14 protein-coding genes are annotated in these 16,291 nt (G+C 72.8%); 3 read left to right on the plus strand and 11 right to left on the minus strand.

Annotated features, from left to right (window positions below; all coding sequences use genetic code 11):
• Positions 1-66 precede the first annotated feature (66 nt).
• A complete protein-coding gene (locus tag J7E86_RS21785) occupies positions 67-1,047 on the minus strand; it encodes an NAD(P)H-quinone oxidoreductase (RefSeq protein ID WP_215083419.1) in 981 nt (326 codons plus the stop codon).
• Positions 1,048-1,110: 63 nt separating this feature from the next.
• Here J7E86_RS21785 and J7E86_RS21790 point away from each other — a divergent pair, with 63 nt between their 5' ends.
• Entirely contained in the window at positions 1,111-2,211 is a 1,101-nt protein-coding gene (locus tag J7E86_RS21790; RefSeq protein ID WP_251019493.1) for a TrkA family potassium uptake protein, read from the plus strand.
• Positions 2,212-2,319: 108 nt separating this feature from the next.
• Here J7E86_RS21790 and J7E86_RS21795 read toward each other — a convergent pair whose 3' ends face one another.
• The 5 genes from J7E86_RS21795 to pdhA form a co-directional block, all read right to left on the minus strand.
• Complete coding sequence (locus tag J7E86_RS21795) at positions 2,320-4,053, minus strand: molybdopterin molybdotransferase MoeA (RefSeq protein ID WP_308312672.1); 1,734 nt, start codon at positions 4,051-4,053, stop codon at positions 2,320-2,322.
• Positions 4,050-4,943: an NTP transferase domain-containing protein gene (locus J7E86_RS21800; RefSeq protein ID WP_215083421.1), complete on the minus strand. Its 894-nt coding sequence runs from the start codon at positions 4,941-4,943 to the stop codon at positions 4,050-4,052. The genes J7E86_RS21795 and J7E86_RS21800 overlap by 4 nt, the downstream gene beginning before the upstream one ends.
• A 195-nt stretch (positions 4,944-5,138) precedes the next feature.
• Positions 5,139-6,551 (minus strand): dihydrolipoamide acetyltransferase family protein, encoded by a 1,413-nt coding sequence (locus J7E86_RS21805; RefSeq protein WP_215083422.1) that lies wholly within the window; start codon positions 6,549-6,551, stop codon positions 5,139-5,141.
• Positions 6,551-7,606 (minus strand): alpha-ketoacid dehydrogenase subunit beta, encoded by a 1,056-nt coding sequence (locus J7E86_RS21810; protein WP_215083423.1) that lies wholly within the window; start codon positions 7,604-7,606, stop codon positions 6,551-6,553. The genes J7E86_RS21805 and J7E86_RS21810 overlap by 1 nt, the downstream gene beginning before the upstream one ends.
• Complete coding sequence (gene pdhA, locus J7E86_RS21815; RefSeq protein ID WP_215083424.1) at positions 7,603-8,760, minus strand: pyruvate dehydrogenase (acetyl-transferring) E1 component subunit alpha; 1,158 nt, start codon at positions 8,758-8,760, stop codon at positions 7,603-7,605. The genes J7E86_RS21810 and pdhA overlap by 4 nt, the downstream gene beginning before the upstream one ends.
• A gap of 181 nt (positions 8,761-8,941) precedes the next feature.
• Between pdhA and J7E86_RS21820 the strand changes: the two genes are divergently transcribed.
• On the plus strand, positions 8,942-9,445 hold the full coding sequence (locus tag J7E86_RS21820; protein ID WP_215083425.1) for an Lrp/AsnC family transcriptional regulator: 504 nt from the start codon (positions 8,942-8,944) through the stop codon (positions 9,443-9,445).
• A 9-nt stretch (positions 9,446-9,454) separates the two neighbouring features.
• Here J7E86_RS21820 and J7E86_RS21825 read toward each other — a convergent pair whose 3' ends face one another.
• The gene (locus J7E86_RS21825) at positions 9,455-10,045 is read right to left on the minus strand and encodes a TetR/AcrR family transcriptional regulator (RefSeq protein ID WP_215083426.1); all 591 of its coding nucleotides are present in this window, start codon (positions 10,043-10,045) and stop codon (positions 9,455-9,457) included.
• A 2-nt stretch (positions 10,046-10,047) separates the two neighbouring features.
• A complete protein-coding gene (locus tag J7E86_RS21830; RefSeq protein WP_215083427.1) occupies positions 10,048-11,565 on the minus strand; it encodes a 3-hydroxyacyl-CoA dehydrogenase in 1,518 nt (505 codons plus the stop codon).
• A gap of 178 nt (positions 11,566-11,743) precedes the next feature.
• On the opposite strand from J7E86_RS21830, the gene paaN reads away from it, so the two are divergent.
• Entirely contained in the window at positions 11,744-13,447 is a 1,704-nt protein-coding gene (paaN, locus tag J7E86_RS21835) for a phenylacetic acid degradation protein PaaN (protein WP_215083428.1), read from the plus strand.
• On the opposite strand, the gene J7E86_RS21840 is transcribed toward paaN, so the two are convergent.
• The 3 genes from J7E86_RS21840 to J7E86_RS21850 are packed head-to-tail and all read right to left on the minus strand — an operon-like array spanning position 13,448 to position 16,114.
• Positions 13,448-14,206 (minus strand): RNA methyltransferase, encoded by a 759-nt coding sequence (locus J7E86_RS21840; protein WP_215083429.1) that lies wholly within the window; start codon positions 14,204-14,206, stop codon positions 13,448-13,450.
• Between the two features lie 4 nt (positions 14,207-14,210).
• On the minus strand, positions 14,211-15,446 hold the full coding sequence (locus tag J7E86_RS21845; protein ID WP_308312673.1) for an HTTM domain-containing protein: 1,236 nt from the start codon (positions 15,444-15,446) through the stop codon (positions 14,211-14,213).
• Complete coding sequence (locus tag J7E86_RS21850) at positions 15,443-16,114, minus strand: DUF5819 family protein (protein WP_215083430.1); 672 nt, start codon at positions 16,112-16,114, stop codon at positions 15,443-15,445. Before J7E86_RS21850 ends, J7E86_RS21845 begins: the two co-directional genes overlap by 4 nt.
• Between the last annotated feature and the right edge of the window lie 177 nt (positions 16,115-16,291).

Consider the following 16,291-nt stretch of genomic DNA (forward strand, 5'->3'; position numbering starts at 1 on the left):
GCGCCCGGGCCGGCGCCCGTACCGGCGTCGCGGGCCCGTTCAGTCCGTTCAGCCTGGTCAGCCCGTTCAGCCCGTCGTGAGGACGACCTTCCCCACGTGCGAACTCTCCTCCACGACGCGGTGCGCGGCCGCCGCCTCACGCATCGGCAGCGTGCGGTCGACCACCGCCCGTACCCGCCCACCGGCGATCAAAGGCCACACGTGCTCCCGCACCGCCGCCACGATCGCCGCCTTCTCCTGGAGCGGCCGGCCGCGCAGGGACGTCCCCATCACCGCGGCCCGCTTGGTCAGCAGCGCGCCGAGGTCGAGCTCGGCCGTGCGGCCTCCCTGGAGGCCGATGATGACCAGGCGGCCGTTCACGGCGAGCGCGTCGACGTTGCGGGCGAGGTACTTGGCGCCGACGATGTCGAGGACGACGTCGGCCCCGACGCCGCCCGTCACCTTCCGCAGCTCCTCCACGAAGTCCTGTTCGCGGTAGTCGATGAGGATGTCCGCGCCCAGCTCGCGGCAGCGCTCCAGCTTGTCCTGGCTGCCCGCCGTGACGGCCACGCGCGCGCCGACGGCCTTCGCCAACTGGACGGCCATCGTGCCGATGCCGCTGCCCCCGCCGTGCACGAGGAACGTCTCACCGGGGCGCAGATGGGCGATCATGAAGACGTTGGACCATACGGTGGCGGTCACCTCGGGCAGCGCCGCCGCCGTGACGAGGTCCATGCCGTCCGGCACGGGCAGCAACTGGCCGGCCGGGACGCACACCTTCTCGGCGTAACCGCCGCCCGCCAGCAGGGCGCACACCTCGTCACCGACCGCCCAGCCGCTCACTCCGGGGCCGAGCGCCGCGATCCGGCCCGAGCACTCCAGCCCGGGGTAGGAGGAGGCACCGGGCGGCGGGTCGTAGAAACCCTGACGCTGCACCACATCGGCACGGTTGACCGCGCTGGCCGCCACCTCGACCAGGACCTCGCCCTCCGCGGGCACGGGGTCGGGGACCTCCGTCCACACCAATTTCTCGGGCCCGCCGGGTTCCGTAACAGTGATCGCATACATGTCCGCGAGGCTACTCCCGGGTCCTGCGGCACATCGTGCGACGCATCGCGGAACATGGTGCGCATGGCTACAGGCACGACGACCAGACGCTCCCTCCTCCGGTCGCTCTGGCACCGCACCAGGGCCGAGAGCGAGGACGACGCGGAGGCCGGCCGCTCCATCGTGATGCCCGTCCAGAAGGTGGCGGCACCCCTGCGGCAGGTGCTGCGGCGGCTCGTCATAGCGCTGTCCGTCCTCGGCGCCACGACCCTGCTCGTCTACCTCGACAGCGGCGGCTACCACGACAACGCCGACGGCTCCGTCGACTTCCTGGACTCCGCCTACTACGCGACCGTCACCCTGTCGACCACCGGCTACGGCGACATCACACCGGTGAGCGACGCCGCCCGGCTGACCAATATCTTCGTGATCACGCCCTTGCGCGTGCTGTTCCTGATCATTCTGGTCGGCACCACCCTGGAGGTGCTCACCGAACGGACGCGCTCGCAAGTGCGCGTCCACCGCTGGAGGTCCCGGATGCGAGATCACACCGTCGTCGTCGGATACGGCACCAAGGGCCGGCACGCGATCGAGACCCTGCTCGGGCAGGGCAAGCCCAAGGACGGGATCGTGGTGGTCGACCCGCAGAAGAAGGCGGTGGACGCCGCCTCCGCCGACGGCCTCGTCGCGGTCCTGGGCGACGCGACGCGCTCCGACACGTTGCTGCGCGCGGAGTTGCAGCGCGCCGCGCAGGTCGTGGTCTGCACCGAGCGGGACGACACCGCCGCGCTGGTCACGCTCACCGCGCGGCAGCTCAACAAGCACGCCACGATCGTCGTCGCCGTACGGGAGGACGAGAACGTGCCGCTGCTGCGGCAGAGCGGCGCCAACACGGTGGTGACCAGCTCCAGCTCGGCCGGGCGGCTGCTCGGCATGTCGATGATGAGCCCGAACGTCGGCACGGTGCTGGAGGACCTGCTGACGTACGGCAACGGTCTGGACGTCGCCGAACGGCCCGTCACCAAGCACGAGGCGGGCAGCTCGCCGCGCGCCTGCGACGACCTCGTCGTCGCGGTCGTACGCGGCCACCGGCTGCTGCACTTCTCGGACCCGGAGGCGGCGACGCTGCAACTCGCGGACCGGCTGATCACGATCAGGGAGGCGAGGGTGGGCGGGGAGGCGTGAGGCCGGCGCGTCGGTCCGCTCTGCGCTCCGGTGTGCGCTCCGGGCCGCTGTTGCGCGTCCGTCCGCCGTGCGCGTCAGGCGGCTGAGCGCGTCAGGCGGCTGAGCGCTTCAGGCCGTGGCGCCGGTGCTCCAGGGCAGGTCCAGGAGACCCACGGCGGCACCCCGGGCGGCCCCGCCCGGCGGGACGACCGCGAGCGCGTCGGCCGAGGCCAGCCCGCGCAGCATGGCCGGTCCGTGAAAGCGCAGGGGCCGCGCGGACCCATGGCGTTCGTGGGCCACGGGCACCAGCCGGGTGTCGACGGGGTGGCCCTGTACGGCCTCGGTGAGCGCGGCCCGGCAGAGGACCGGCGCGGGGCGCGCGGAGAGCGTACGGAGCAGGGGCTCGGCGAGCGTCAGCAGGCCGGAAACGGCGGCGAGGGGGTTGCCGGGCAGCCCCACCAGGTGGCGGCCGGGAGCGAGGCGGGCGAGCAGCATCGGGTGTCCCGGGCGGACGGCGACGCCGTCGACCAGCAGCTCGGCGCCGAGGCGGCGCAGCGTGGGGTGGACGTGGTCGACGGGGCCGGCGGCCGTACCGCCGGTCGTGATCACGAGGTCGGCGGTGGAGGCGGCGAGCGCGTCGTGCAGCGCCCCGGCGTCGTCCCCGAGGCGGCGGGTGGCGGTCACCTCGGCGCCCAGAGCGCGCAGCCAGGGGCCGAGCATGGGCCCGAGCGCGTCCCTGATGCGGCCGCCCTGCGGGAGGCCCCCGTGCAGCAGTTCGTCGCCGAGTACGAGCACTTCGGCGCGGGGACGGCGGGTGACGTGGAGCTCGTCGTAGCCCGCGGCGGCGGCCATGCCGAGCACGGCCGGGGTCACGAGGGTGCCCTGGGGGAGGAGTTGGTCGCCGCGCCGGCACTCCTGGCCCCGGGGACGGATGTCCTGGCCGTGGGTGACCCGGCGGGTGGCGTAGAGCTCGTACTGCTCCGTCACCTCGCCGTGCTCGCTGCGCAGCACCCCGGTGGTACCGGGCGGGACGTGCGCTCCGGTGGCGATACGGACCGCGACGCCGTCCTCCAAGGGCGCCGACGCGCTGTCGTCGGCGCCGGCGAGGATGCCCGCGCCGTCGTCCTGCGGGAGGCGCCAGGGGCCGGGACCGGCGACCGCCCAGCCGTCCATGGCGGAGGAGTCGAACGACGGCAGGTCGCTGAGCGCGACCAGCGGCGCGGCGAGGACCTGGCCGCCGGCGTCGTCGAGCGGCCGCTCGACGGGCGGCAAGGGCTCGGCGGCACGAGCGGCGACGGAACGGGCGTCGGGCCAGGGGGTGGGGGTGTGGGTCATGGCGGTGGGGGGCTCGTCCGTGGGGGGTGCGGCCGGGGCGGGGGCGTCTGTGAGGTCGGTGAAATCGGTGAAATCGGTGCGGTCAGTGCGGTCGGTGAAGAGGAAGGCGTATTCGGGGGTCGGGGGTGCGCTGATGGGCGTGGCGGCGTTGGGGTCGTCAGGGTTGTCCGGGGCGTTGGAGGGGTCCTCTTCGAATGGGAAGTCGAGCTGCATCACGACAGTTGGGTGTTCCGCTGCTCGGCGGTCAGCAGCCAGACGGTCAGCGGCGGAATGTGCCATGGCGTCACGGGCGGCGGGACCGTCGCTGCCGCCGTGGCTGCCGCAGTGACTGTGGCAGCGGGGTATGCCGGCCCGATTACCGGCACGTTGCGCCTCGTCGGTACCCTCCGCGGACGCCTCGCCGGTGCGGGCGCGCGAACGCTCGTCGAGTCCGCGGCGGCGACTGCGGCTCAGCCGGTCGTCGGCCAGCAGGGCCAGTGCCTCGTCGGCGGCGCGGTCGAGCGCGGAGGCCGCCTCCGAGTCGGTCACCTGCCCTCCCCGGAGCTCCCGGGCCGACCCCGCTCCTCGGCCTCGGCGTCGGCCGCGGCGGCTTCCTCCGCCCAGCGCTGAGCCAGCGCGACGGCCTTGCGGGTCGCTTCCGCGACGGCTTCGGCGCCGCCGCCGCGTTGGGCGGCCGCGTAGCCGACGAGGAACGTCGTCAGCGGCGCGGCAGGCCGCGCCACACCGTGCGCGGCGTCGCGGGCGAGGTCCAGGAGGGCGGTCGTGTCGACATCGAGATCGATACCGAGTTCGGCCTTGGCAGCGGAGATCCATTCATCGAGCACGCTCCCATCGTCCCTGATGCGTGCGCGGGCCGTCGCGACGTCCTGCCAGGTATCGCAGTCGAAGGACGCGGTGGCGTGCGTGAGCCTGCCGAGGGACAGCTCGGCGGTGAGGAGGCGGAGGGGCAGTCCGGCGAGGGAGCCGTGCTCGGTCGCGAGCAGCGCGAGCTCGCGGCGGAGGGGCTCGGTGCGGTACGCGGCGACCAGCGGCTGGTCGCGCCCGTCGGAGTCGGCGAGGAGCACCCCGTCCGTGCCGGGCCCGGCACCGGTGACCGCGGTGAGCAGCGCCCGTACGGTGTCGGAACGCAGGAAGGGCAGGTCGGCGGAGAGGACGAGCGTGATCTCGGCGGTCGTGTGCCGCAGCCCGGCGGCGAGGCCGGCGAGCGGACCGGAGCCGAGCGGCTGCTCACGGGCCCAGCGCACGGCCCGTACGGTCGGGCGGCGCGGGCCCACCACGACGGTGGCCCCGGCGTCCGCGCACGCGCCGAGCACCCGGTCCAGCAGGGTGCGCCCGCCCACGCGCAGGCCGGGCTTGTCGGCCCCGCCCAGCCTGCGCGCCGCGCCCCCGGCGAGCACTACGGCGTCATAGTCAGTCACCCGTCGAGTATGGCCGCGTCGGTGCGCGGTGGGCGAGGAGTCGCCGGCAGGGCTCTGCGAGGCGGTTCACGGACCCGGGCGGGGCGGGTGGGCGGCGGGCCCGTGCCCGCACCCGCGCCTGCGCCCGGCTTCGGGCCGCTCACCGCCTCTCTGCCCCCGGTCACTCCTCGCTCCCTCACGCGCTCCGCTCACTCGCTACAGGGATCGCAGGAGCACCGCCGGCTGCTCGACACAGTCGGCCACGTACCTCAGGAAGCCGCCCGCGGTGCCACCGTCACAGATCCGGTGGTCGAAAGTGAAGGACAGCTGGACGACATGGCGTATCGCCAACTCCCCCTCGTGTACCCACGGCTTCGGGACGATCCGTCCCACCCCGAGCATCGCCGCCTCCGGGTGGTTGATGATCGGCGTGGAACCGTCGACGCCGAACACCCCGTAGTTGTTGAGGGTGAACGTGCCGCCGGTCAGGTCCGCCGGGGTGAGCCGGCCCTCCCGCGCGGCCTCCGTGAGACGGGCGATCTCCTCCGACAGCCTGCCCGCGTCGAGCGTGTGCGCGTCCCGTACGACGGGGACGACCAGCCCTCGGTCGGTCTGCGCGGCGAATCCGAGGTGGACGCCGGGCAGCCGGACGATCTCGCGGGCCTCGGTGTCCACGGTGGCGTTCAGCTCCGGGTATTTCGCCAGAGCCGCCGTGCAGATGCGCGCCAGGACGGCGAGCAGCGACACCTTGGGGCCGTCGGCGGCGTTCATCGCCCGGCGGGCCGCCAGCAGTTCGGTCGCGTCGGCGTCCACCCAGCAGGTCGCGTCCGGGATCTCCCGCCGGCTCCTGCTGAGCTTCTCGGCGACCGCGCCGCGCACCCCGCGCAGGGGAACGCGCTGAGCCTCCGGCTCCCGAACCGCCGCACCGAGCGGACGCATGGCCTCCGCTTCCTGCGCTTCCCGGCGCGAGGCAGTGGCCCGCTCGATGTCCGCCCGGGTGATCAGCCCTTCCGGCCCGCTGCCGCTCACCTGCGCGAGATCCAGCCCGCGCTCCCGTGCGAGCCGCCGTACGAGCGGCGATATCACCGCGCGGGTGGCCGGCTCGGCAACCGGAACCGCCGATGCCGACTGCCGGGCGGCGCCGTCGGGCGTACGAACCCGGCGTCGGCGCGCGGCCGGCGCCTGGGTGCCGTAGCCGACCAGGACATTGCCGGAGCCTTCGCCCTTGGAGCTGCCTGGGCTGCTTGAGCCATCCGCGCCGCTGCCCGAGCTTTCCGACTTTCCGGAGCCGTTCCCCGAGTCGTCGGGGGTCCTGGGACCACCGTTGGCGTGCGCCCCGGAGCCCGCCGGGGCGTCCGGGCTCTGCGGCGCCCCGGGCCCCGGCTCTCCCACCGCCACCGTCAGCAGCGGAGCGCCCACCGGCAGCTCCGTGCCCGCTTCCCCGAAGCGGGCGGTCACCACGCCCCCGTAGGGGCACGGCACCTCCACCATCGCCTTCGCGGTCTCGACCTCGACGACCGGCTGGTCGACGGCGACGACATCACCCACCTCCACCAGCCAGCGGACGACCTCCGCCTCGGTGAGCCCTTCGCCCAGATCCGGCAGCGTGAACTCCCGCACCACCGCCATCAGCGCACCCCGCCCTCTGCACCCGGCGCAGCCGGGGTCGTCCACTCCGATTCCCACTGCAAGCGTGCGACCGCGTCCAGCACCCGGTCCACCCCCGGGAGGTGGTGCTGTTCGAGCATCGGCGGCGGGTAGGGGATGTCGAAGCCGGCGACCCGCAGCACGGGCGCCTCCAGGTGGTGGAAGCAGCGCTCCGTGATCCGTGCCGCGATCTCCCCGCCCGGCCCGCCGAACGCGGTCGCCTCGTGGACGACGACGGCGCGGCCGGTGCGCCGTACGGACGCGCAGACGGTCTCCTCGTCGAACGGCACCAGCGACCGCAGGTCGACCACTTCGAGGTCCCAGCCCTCGGCCGTGGCCGCCTCGGCGGCCTCCATGCAGACCGGCACGGAAGGTCCGTAGGTGATCAGCGTCGCGGACGTGCCGCGGCGGCGGACGACGGCACGGCCGATGCCCGGCACCTCTTCCGGCCGTTCGGGGTCCCAGCCGGCCTTCGACCAGTAGAGCCGCTTGGGCTCCAGGAAGATGACCGGGTCGTCGGAGGCGATCGAGGCCCGCAGCAGCCCGTAGGCGTCGGCGACCGTGGCGGGCGCGACGACATGGAGGCCCGGTGTGGCCATGTAGTAGGCCTCGGAGGAGTCGCTGTGGTGCTCGACGCCGCCGATCCCGCCTCCGTAGGGCACCCGCACGGTGATCGGCATCGGCATCGCCCCGCGCGTGCGGTTGCGCATCCGGGCGACATGGCTGATGAGCTGCTCGAACGCGGGATACGCGAAGGCGTCGAACTGCATCTCGACGACGGGCCGCAGCCCGTACATGGCCATGCCCACCGCCGCCCCGAGGATGCCGGCCTCGGCCAGCGGCGTGTCCGTACAGCGGTCCTCGCCGAACTCCTTGGCCAGCCCGTCCGTGACCCGGAAGACCCCGCCCAGCGTGCCGACGTCCTCGCCGAGGACGTGGACGGACGGGTCGCGGGCCATCTCGTCGCGCAGTGCCCGGCCCAGCGCCTGCGCCATCGTGGCGGGCTTGGGGCCGGTCCTGACAGCCGCGGTGGTCATCGCAGCGTCCCTTCCTGTGGGCCCGGGACGGCGTCCCCGGCGGCATGGAGCTCGGCGCGCAACCGCTCCGCCTGCTCGCGCAGTTGGGCGGTCTGCTCGGCGTAGACGTGGGTGAAGAGGTCCATGGGGTCGAGCGCGGGGTCCTGGTTCATGCGTTCGCGCAGGTCGGCGGCCATCCGCTCGGCCGCGTCCCGCTCGGCCTGCATGGCCTGCTCGTCGATCAGCTTCCTGGCCGTGAGCTCCCGCTCCAGCAGGTCGATCGGGTCGTGCGCGCGCCATGTCTCGACCTCGGCGTCGCTGCGGTAGCGGGTGGCGTCGTCCGCGTTCGTATGGGCCTCGATGCGGTAGGTGACGGCCTCGACGAGCGTGGGGCCGCCGCCCGCGCGGGCCCGGCGCATGGCATCCGAGAGCACGTGGTGGACGGCGGCGACGTCGTTGCCGTCCACCAGCCGGCCGGGCATGCCGTAGCCGACGGCCTTGTGGGCCAGGGAGGGGGCCGCGGTCTGTTTGGCCAGCGGGACGGAGATCGCGAAGCCGTTGTTCTGCACGAGGAAGACGACCGGGGCCTGCCAGACCGCCGCGAAGTTGAGCGCCTCGTGGAAGTCGCCCTCGCTGGTGCCGCCGTCGCCGACCATGGCGAGCGCGACGACGTCGTCGCCCTTGAGCCGGGCGGCGTGCGCGAGCCCGACGGCGTGCGGCAGCTGGGTGGCCAGCGGGGTGCACAGGGGCGCCACGCGGTGCTCGTGCGGGTCGTAGCCGGTGTGCCAGTCGCCGCGCAGGAGCGTCAGCGCCTCCACGGGGTCCAGGCCACGGGCGACGGCCGCGAGGGTGTCGCGGTAGCTGGGGAAGAGCCAGTCGCGCTCCTCCAGGGCGAGCGCGGCGGCGACCTCGCACGCCTCCTGCCCGGTGGACGAGGGATACACGGCCAGCCGTCCCTGCCGGGTGAGCGCGGTGGCCTGGGCGTTGTACCGACGACCGCGCACGAGCTGCCCGTACATCCGCCTGAGCAGCTCGGGGTCGAGCCCGCTCGCCGCGTCGGTGCCCAGCAGGCGGTAAGGCTCCGGGTCGGGCAGCAGCGGGGCCGGATCGGTGCGGGGCTGCCAGGCAGGGGGCGGGGCGGGCCGGTACGAACCGGGCTGCTCCAGAACCGTCATGACGAGCACCTCCTTTTGGGACGGGCTTGACCGGCCGCGCGGCTCATGGCGTCGCGCGCCCTCCCTACCGATTGTTCGGTCGTCGGCACATTTTGGCTACAGGCGGCCCGAGCCTGTGGACAAACGGTTCTCCACAACCTGAGATATGGGCAGGGCGTCCATGATGGGGAGGCGGGACGGTATGCCGGAGGAACAGATGGCCTTTCCGGGCGGCAGGCCGCCCGCGCGACCGCTCGACGAGATCGACCGCGCGATCCTGCGTCTGCTGAGGGCCGACGGGCGCGCCTCGATACGGTCCGTCGCCGAGAGCGTGCACGTCTCGCGCGCCAATGCCTACGCCCGGATCAACCGCCTCATCGACGACGGCGTCATACGCGGCTTCGGCGCCCGCGTCGACCAGGAGCGGGCCGGCCAGAGCGCGTCGGCGTACATCACCTTGAAGATCGTCCAGAACTCCTGGCGCACGGTCCGCGAGAAGCTCCGGGCGCTGCCCGGCGCCGCCCACATCGCGCTCGTCAGCGGGGACTTCGACGTGCTGCTGCTGGTGCACACCAAGGACAACCGCGCGCTGCGCGAGCTGGTGCTGACCCGCATCCAGGCCATGGACGAGGTGCTCAGCACCCGCACGCTGCTGGTCTTCGAGGAGACGGACCTCCAGGAGGGCGGAGCGTGCGGGGAGCGCTGAGCGCGGCGCCTAGCTGTACGTGCGCAGCCCCGCGAAGGCCGTGCGGACCACCGCGTCGGCCACCTCGTCACTCGTCGCCCCGCCGCGGCCGGGGCGGTACCACTCGACCACCGAATTGATCATGCCGAAGAGCAGCCGGGTGGCGAGCCGCAGGTCCACGTCGGCCCGCAGGTCGCCGTCGGCGGCGGCCTGCTTGAGCAGCTCCGCGACCTGGTGGTCGAACTCCCGGCGCCGTTCCATCGCCCAGCGCTCGGTGTCCGTGTTGCCGCGCACGCGCAGCAGCAGCGTCACATAGGGCAGCTCGGCCATGAGCACCTCGACGGTGCGCCGGGTGACGTGCTCCAGCCGGTCGACGGCACGGCCTTCGGCGGCACGCGGCTCGTCCAGCACGGCGAAGAGCTCGTCGAGGGCCCGGCTTATCGCGAGCCGGAGCAGCTCCTCCTTGCCCTTCACATGGTGGTAGATGGAGGACTTGGAGATCCCGGCCGCCTTGGAGAGGTGCTCCATCGAGGTGCCGTCGTAGCCCCGCTCGTTGAACACCTCGACGGCGACCGCGAGCAGCGATTCGGGCGTGTAGGTGTCGCGCTTGGCCATGGTCATGATTACAGCAGGCCTCCCTTGGTCCGTGCACGGCGGCTCAGGGCCACGGACGGCGCGTGCCGGTCGCCGGGGCAGGAATCCTGGAGTCCGCGCAGCAGGCGGCATACCCGGTCGGTGCCCAGGGCGGTGCCCCACTCCAGGGGGCCGCGCGGGTAGTTCACGCCGAGCCGCATGGCGATGTCGACGTCCTGGGGGCTCGCGACCTGACGCGCGACGGCGTCGGCGGCGAAGTCCACCAGCATGGCGACGGTACGGGCGACGATCAGGCCGGGCACGTCGTCGATCACGCTGACCCGCTTGCCGATCGCCTGGAACAGGCCGATGGCACCCCGCAGTGACACGGTGCCGGCGGCGTCGGAGGGGGCGAGGGCGATGCGGGTGGCGTCGCGGTAGTCCAGCGCCAGGTCGAAGCGGATGGACGCGTCCACCGGATCGGCGCTCGCGGGCCTACCGTCGGTCAGGGCGAGACGGGTGCCGTCGGGGAGTGCGATGAAGCCGTCGCCGTCCTGGGGAGCACGCTCCCGGGTGACCTTGATCCCCGCCGTTTCGATCAGCTCGCGCAGGGCGGCGGCAGGGCCCAGGTCCCCGTGAATCGCGACCTCGGCCGGGGGCTCGCACGGCTCCTCCGTGCGGGGCAGCGGCTTGTCCGCCCCGTCCCGGTAGTCGAACCAGCCCCGGCCCGTCTTGCGCCCGAGCAGTCCCGCCTCCACCAGCCGTCGCTGCGCGAGCGAGGGCCGGAACTTCGGGTCGTGGAAGAACGACTCGTAGACCGAACGGGTGACGGCTTCGTTCACATCCTGGCCGATGAGGTCGGTGAGCTCGAAGGGGCCCATGGGAAAGCCGCCGCACTCGCGCAGCACGGCGTCGATGGTGGCGGGGTCGGCGGCTCGCTCCTCATGGAGGAGGAACGCCTCGGCGTAGAAGGGGCGGGCGACGCGGTTGACGATGAAGCCCGGGGTGTCGGCGCAGCGCACCGGCGTCTTGCCCCAGGCGGCGACGGTGGCGTACGCGCGATCGGCGGCCGCCTCGTCCGTGGCGTGGCCACGGACCACCTCGACCAGCGGCAGCAGGGGCGCCGGGTTGAAGAAGTGCAGGCCGACGAAGCGGCCGGGCAGGCGCAGGGCGCCGGCGACCGCGGTCACCGACAGGGACGAGGTGTTGGTGGCGAGAAGGCAGTCGTCGGGTACGACCGATTCCAGCTCAGTGAAGAGCTTCTGCTTGGCGGGGAGTTGCTCGACAATCGCCTCGATGACGAGGGCGGAGTCGGCCAGTTCTGCCGGCCGGGCGGCCGGGTGCAGCCGGGCGCGGGCCGCGTCGCGGTCGGCGACGGTCAGCCTTCCCTTCTCCACGAGACGGTCGAGGCGTGCGGTGATCGACCGCGCGGCTTCGGCGGCGCGGCCCTCCACGGCGTCGTACAGCCGCACGGGGTGCCCCGCGACGAGGGCGACCTGCGCGATTCCCTGGCCCATGGTGCCGGTGCCGACGACGGCGACGGTACGGCCCGGCTCGATTGCGGTCATGTCGGTGGTCCTCCCCGATGAGTTTTCCACAGGTTCGCCGGGCCCTCTTGTCCCGACCGATCGTTCGGTTACTGTATCCAGCGGGGGTGCTCGTGGACCCCCGAAGTCTGTCGCCCGACCTCGTCGCCCAAAGCCTGTCGCCTCTTCCGAGCCCAGCTCGACAAGGAGTTGGTCAGCCGTGACCGCCGGACTCACCACCGCCCAGTTGATCGAGAAGCACCGCCCCACTCTCGACCAGGCCCTCGACGCCATCCGCACGCGCGCCTACTGGTCCCCCTTCCCCGAGCACCCCAAGGCGTACGGCGCGGAGGGCGCCGTGCCCGGAAGCCTGGGCGCCGCCGAGGGCCAGGCGGCCTTCGAGGCACTGCGCGGCAAGCGCTTCGAGCTCGACCAGCCGGGCACGGACGGCTGGACGGGCTCCGAGGTCTCCCCGTACGGGCTGGAGCTGGGGATCGAGTATCCGCACCCCGCGATCGACACCCTCCTGCCGGCCATGCGCGCGGCGATGCCGGAGTGGCGCGAGGTGGGCCCGGAGGCCCGTGCGGCGGTCTGTCTGGAGATCCTGGTCCGGATCAACGCCCGTACCCACGAATTCGCGCACGCGGTCATGCACACCAGCGGCCAGGCGTTCATGATGGCGCTCCAGGCCGGCGGTCCGCACGCCCAGGACCGTGGCCTGGAAGCCGTCGCGTACGCCTATGCCGAGCAGGTGCGGACGCCGGACGCGGCGGAATGGTCCAAGCCCCAGGGCAAGCGTGACCCGCTGCGGCTGCGCAAGGAGTTCACACCCGTGCCGCGCGGTGTCTCGCTGCTGATCGGCTGCAACACCTTCCCCACGTGGAACGGCTTCCCCGGCCTGTTCGCCTCGCTGGCCACCGGGAACGCCGTCCTGGTCAAGCCGCATCCGCGCGCGGTGCTGCCGCTGGCCCTGACCGTGCGGATCGCCCGCGAGGTGCTGACCCAGGCGGGCCTCTCACCCGACCTGGTCACGCTGGCCGCGGAGCGGGACGGCGAGGGGATCGCCAAGGATCTGGCGGTTCGCCCGGAGATCCGCATCATCGACTACACCGGCTCCACGGCCTTCGGCGACTGGCTGGAGGCCAACGCCCGCCAGGCGCAGGTGTTCACGGAGAAGGCCGGCGTCAACACCGTCCTCATCGACTCCACCGACGACTACAAGGGCCTGCTGAGCAACCTCGCCTTCTCGCTGTCCCTCTACAGCGGCCAGATGTGCACCACCCCGCAGAACTTCCTCATCCCGCGCGAGGGCATCACCACCGACGCCGGGCACAAGGCGTACGACGAGGTGGTGGCCGACCTGGCCGCGGCCGTCGACGGCCTGCTGGGCGACGACGCCCGGGCCAACGCCCTGCTGGGGGCCATCGTCAACGCCCAGGTCAAGGAGCGCCTCGACAACGCCGCGCAGCTCGGCGAGGTCGCCCTCCCGTCCCGCACGATCACCCACCCCGATTTCCCCGGTGCCACGGTACGCACGCCGGTGATCGTCAAGCTGGACGGCGCCAAGCCGGACTCCGAGGCGGCCTACTTCTCCGAGTGCTTCGGGCCGGTGTCCTTCGCCGTGGCCGTGGACTCCTCGACGGACGCGGTGGAGCTGCTGCGCCGCACGGTGCGGGAGAAGGGCGCGATGACCATCGGCGCGTACACCACGTCGCCGGAGGTCGAGCGGCTGGTCGAGGAGGCGTGCCTGGAGGAGTGCGCCCAGCTCTCCCTGAACCTCACCGGCGGGGTGTACGTCAACCAGACGGCCGCGTTCTCGGACTTCCACGGCTCGGGCGGCAACCCCGCGGCCAACGCGGCGCTGTGCGACGGCGCCTTCGTCGCGACGCGCTTCCGTACGGTCGAGGTGCGCCGCCCGGCGTAGCTAGGCGGGGGCCGGCCCGCCCCAGTGGAAGAGGGCCATGGCGACGCTGGTGGCGAGGTTGTAGCTGGACACCTGGGGGCGCATGGGAAGGGCGACCAGCCGGGTCGCCCTCTCCCGCAGCTCGGACGAGAGGCCGTGGCGCTCGGAGCCGAAGGCGATCAGCGCGTCGTCGGGGAGGGTGACGGACCGGATGTCGTCGCCCTCCGGGTCCAGCGCGTAGAGCGGGCCGGGCGGCAGTTCGGGCAGCGGGAGCCGCTCGACGGCCGTGGCGTAGTGCAGGCCCGCGCCGGACCGTACGGCGTTGGGGTGCCAGGGATCGATGTCACCGGTGGTGACCACGCCGGTGGCGCCGAAGCCGGCGGCGAGGCGGATGACGGCACCGACGTTGCCGAGGTTGCGGGGGTTGTCCAGGACCACGACCGGGGCCTCGCGCGGCGCGCGCGACAGCGTGTCGAGGTTCGCCCGGCGGTCGGGCCTGGCCGCCAGCGCGGCCACCGCTGTGGTGTGTACGCGGGGCACGAGCTCGCGCAGCGTCCGCTCCGGGATCTCGACGAGGCGTTCGTCGAGCACCTCGGTCAGGTCGTCGGCCAGCCGTTCCGCGAGTGCCAGAGTCGCCGCCTTGTCGGCGGCGACCGCCAGGCGTACGTCCGCGCCGAAGCGCAGCGCGTGCTTCAGCGCGTGGAAGCCGTCGAGCAGTACGGCGTCAGGGGCGTTCTCGCCCCACTGCCGCACTGCGGCCCCGGCTTCGTCCTCGGTCATGTCCTCAGCCTACGAGAGCGCGTGAGCCGGCCTCGCCCTCGCGCTGGGGCGGGACCGCCTCCGGCTTCGCGCGGGCGGGGAGCAGCCTGCCGCCGGCCCGGCCGACGAGGGCGCCCAGGCGGCGCAGGAAGCTGGTGGGCAGGAAGACCGCGTCCGCCACGATCATCGCGAGCGAGAAGAACGGCAGCCCCAGGGTGACGGCGATGCCGAGGTGCTCGGCCATCATCAGGGCGAGCAGGACGTTCTTGACGCGGCGGTTCAGGAGCGTGAAGGGGAAGGCGACCTGGACGGCGACCGTGCCGTAGCTGAGCAGCAGCACGACGATCCCGTTGCCGGCGAGGGCGTGCGACAGCTCGGGCCAGGGCGAGAAGTAGTCGAGGTGCAGCGGGTAGTACAGGGCGGTGCCGTCCTGCCAGCGCGAGCCCTGGATCTTGTACCAGCCCGCCGTGGCGTAGATCAGACAGACCTCCACCATGATCACCAACAGCGCGGCGTTGTGCAGCAGATGGGTCAGCGCGTCCAGGACGGCCCGGGGCTCCCCGGGTGCGTGGCGCCGGACCGCCCACCACAGGCCGTGGACGAGCCACAGGCCCCACAGGGCGGTGGCCCAGCCGAGGCCGGGCAGCGGGCCGTCGGCCGTCCACGACATGCCCGTGCGTCCGTACACCGTGGCGAGGACCAGGCCGAGCCCGCAGAGCGTCCACAGCACGATGCCGGTGACGTCCGGGTCCGCGGCGCCGCCCTTCTCCCGTGCCTTGGCGCGCCGGGCGTCGAGGGACCAGACCGCGCCGCAGCGGGTGAGGACGGTGTAGAGGGCCATCAGGTGGATGACGTTGTCGCCGCCGTCGCCGAGGAAGACGCTGCGGTTCTGGAGCGACAGCACCCCGAGCATGGACAGCACGGACATCGTCCGGGTCCGCCAACCGAGCATCAGCAGGACGCTCGTGACGATGCCGAAGACGTAGACCGTCTCGAACCAGGCGTCGCTGTCGGACCACATCAAGGCGGTGAAGGAGTGGTTGTCGGCGATCAGCCGACGGGCCATGTCCCAGCTCCAGGGGCCGCCCGGTCCGTACATCTCATGGCGGTTGGGCCATTCGCGGAGCAGGAAGCACAGCCAGGTGAAGGAGAGGCCGATCCGGATCACGGCCGTCTGATAGCGGCCGAAGGAGGAGCCGGTGACGCGGTCGATGCCGCGCGCGAGCCAGGAGCGGGCCGGAGAGGTCGTAGGGGTGCTCACCGGTTCCCGCCCTCCGGGAGGTCGGCGGTGGTGACCGGCCACCAGCGCAGCACGCGGTGGACGGGCTTGGTGCCGCCCTTCTCGTCGCTCCAGGGCGGTGGCGCGACGACGCTGGTCACGGATCGCACCTGGACACGCTGGATCGCGTGGGCGTCGTGCCCGGCACCCAGGCGAAGGACGGCGATGCGCCGTATGTACTCCTCGGAGAGGCTTCCGCGCAGGCCGCTGGGCTGTTCCCGCGCGTCGTGCGTACTGGCGTAGAAGTCCCAGGCCCGCCGTATCTCGTTCTGCTGCGTGTGGCTGGGGAGGAGGTTGTGGCGGATGGCGGCACCGTCCTGAGCGGAGAGATCGGTCCAGGGGGTGAGCGTGGAGCGGCCGTCGGGGCCGCGCAGCTCGGCTCGCGCCTGGACGGCGATGTTCTGCTGAAGGGGATTGGGGGCGAAGAACTTCCAGTTCTGTTCGAACTCGGGATAGATGTAGTCGCCAATGGCATCGGCGTGCTGCTTACTTACCGTGTTCGATGGCGCCACGTGCAGGAACACCATGCTCAGATGCACGGCCGTGGCGATCGTGACCACCGCGACGCCGGCGGCGACGGCGACGCGCGCGGGAAGGGACAGCCCGGCGACGGCGCCCGGCCCCTCGTCGTGCTGGTCATCCGGCTCCATACCCCGCCCCGTTCCCGCGTGCCACGTGTCGTCCCACCTGTCGTCGTGCACCCCGAACCGTACCCAGGCGATCCCACAGGGCACAGCGCGTAGGGGTTATCCACAGGCTTGACACCTCCCGAGCCCGCAGCCCACCATTGAACCGAACGATCGGTCGGTCGGGAGTTCAACTGAGAG

The sequence above is a fragment of the Streptomyces sp. ISL-11 genome (assembly GCF_018614525.1).
In the GTDB taxonomy this organism is placed as follows: Bacteria; Actinomycetota; Actinomycetes; order Streptomycetales; family Streptomycetaceae; genus Streptomyces.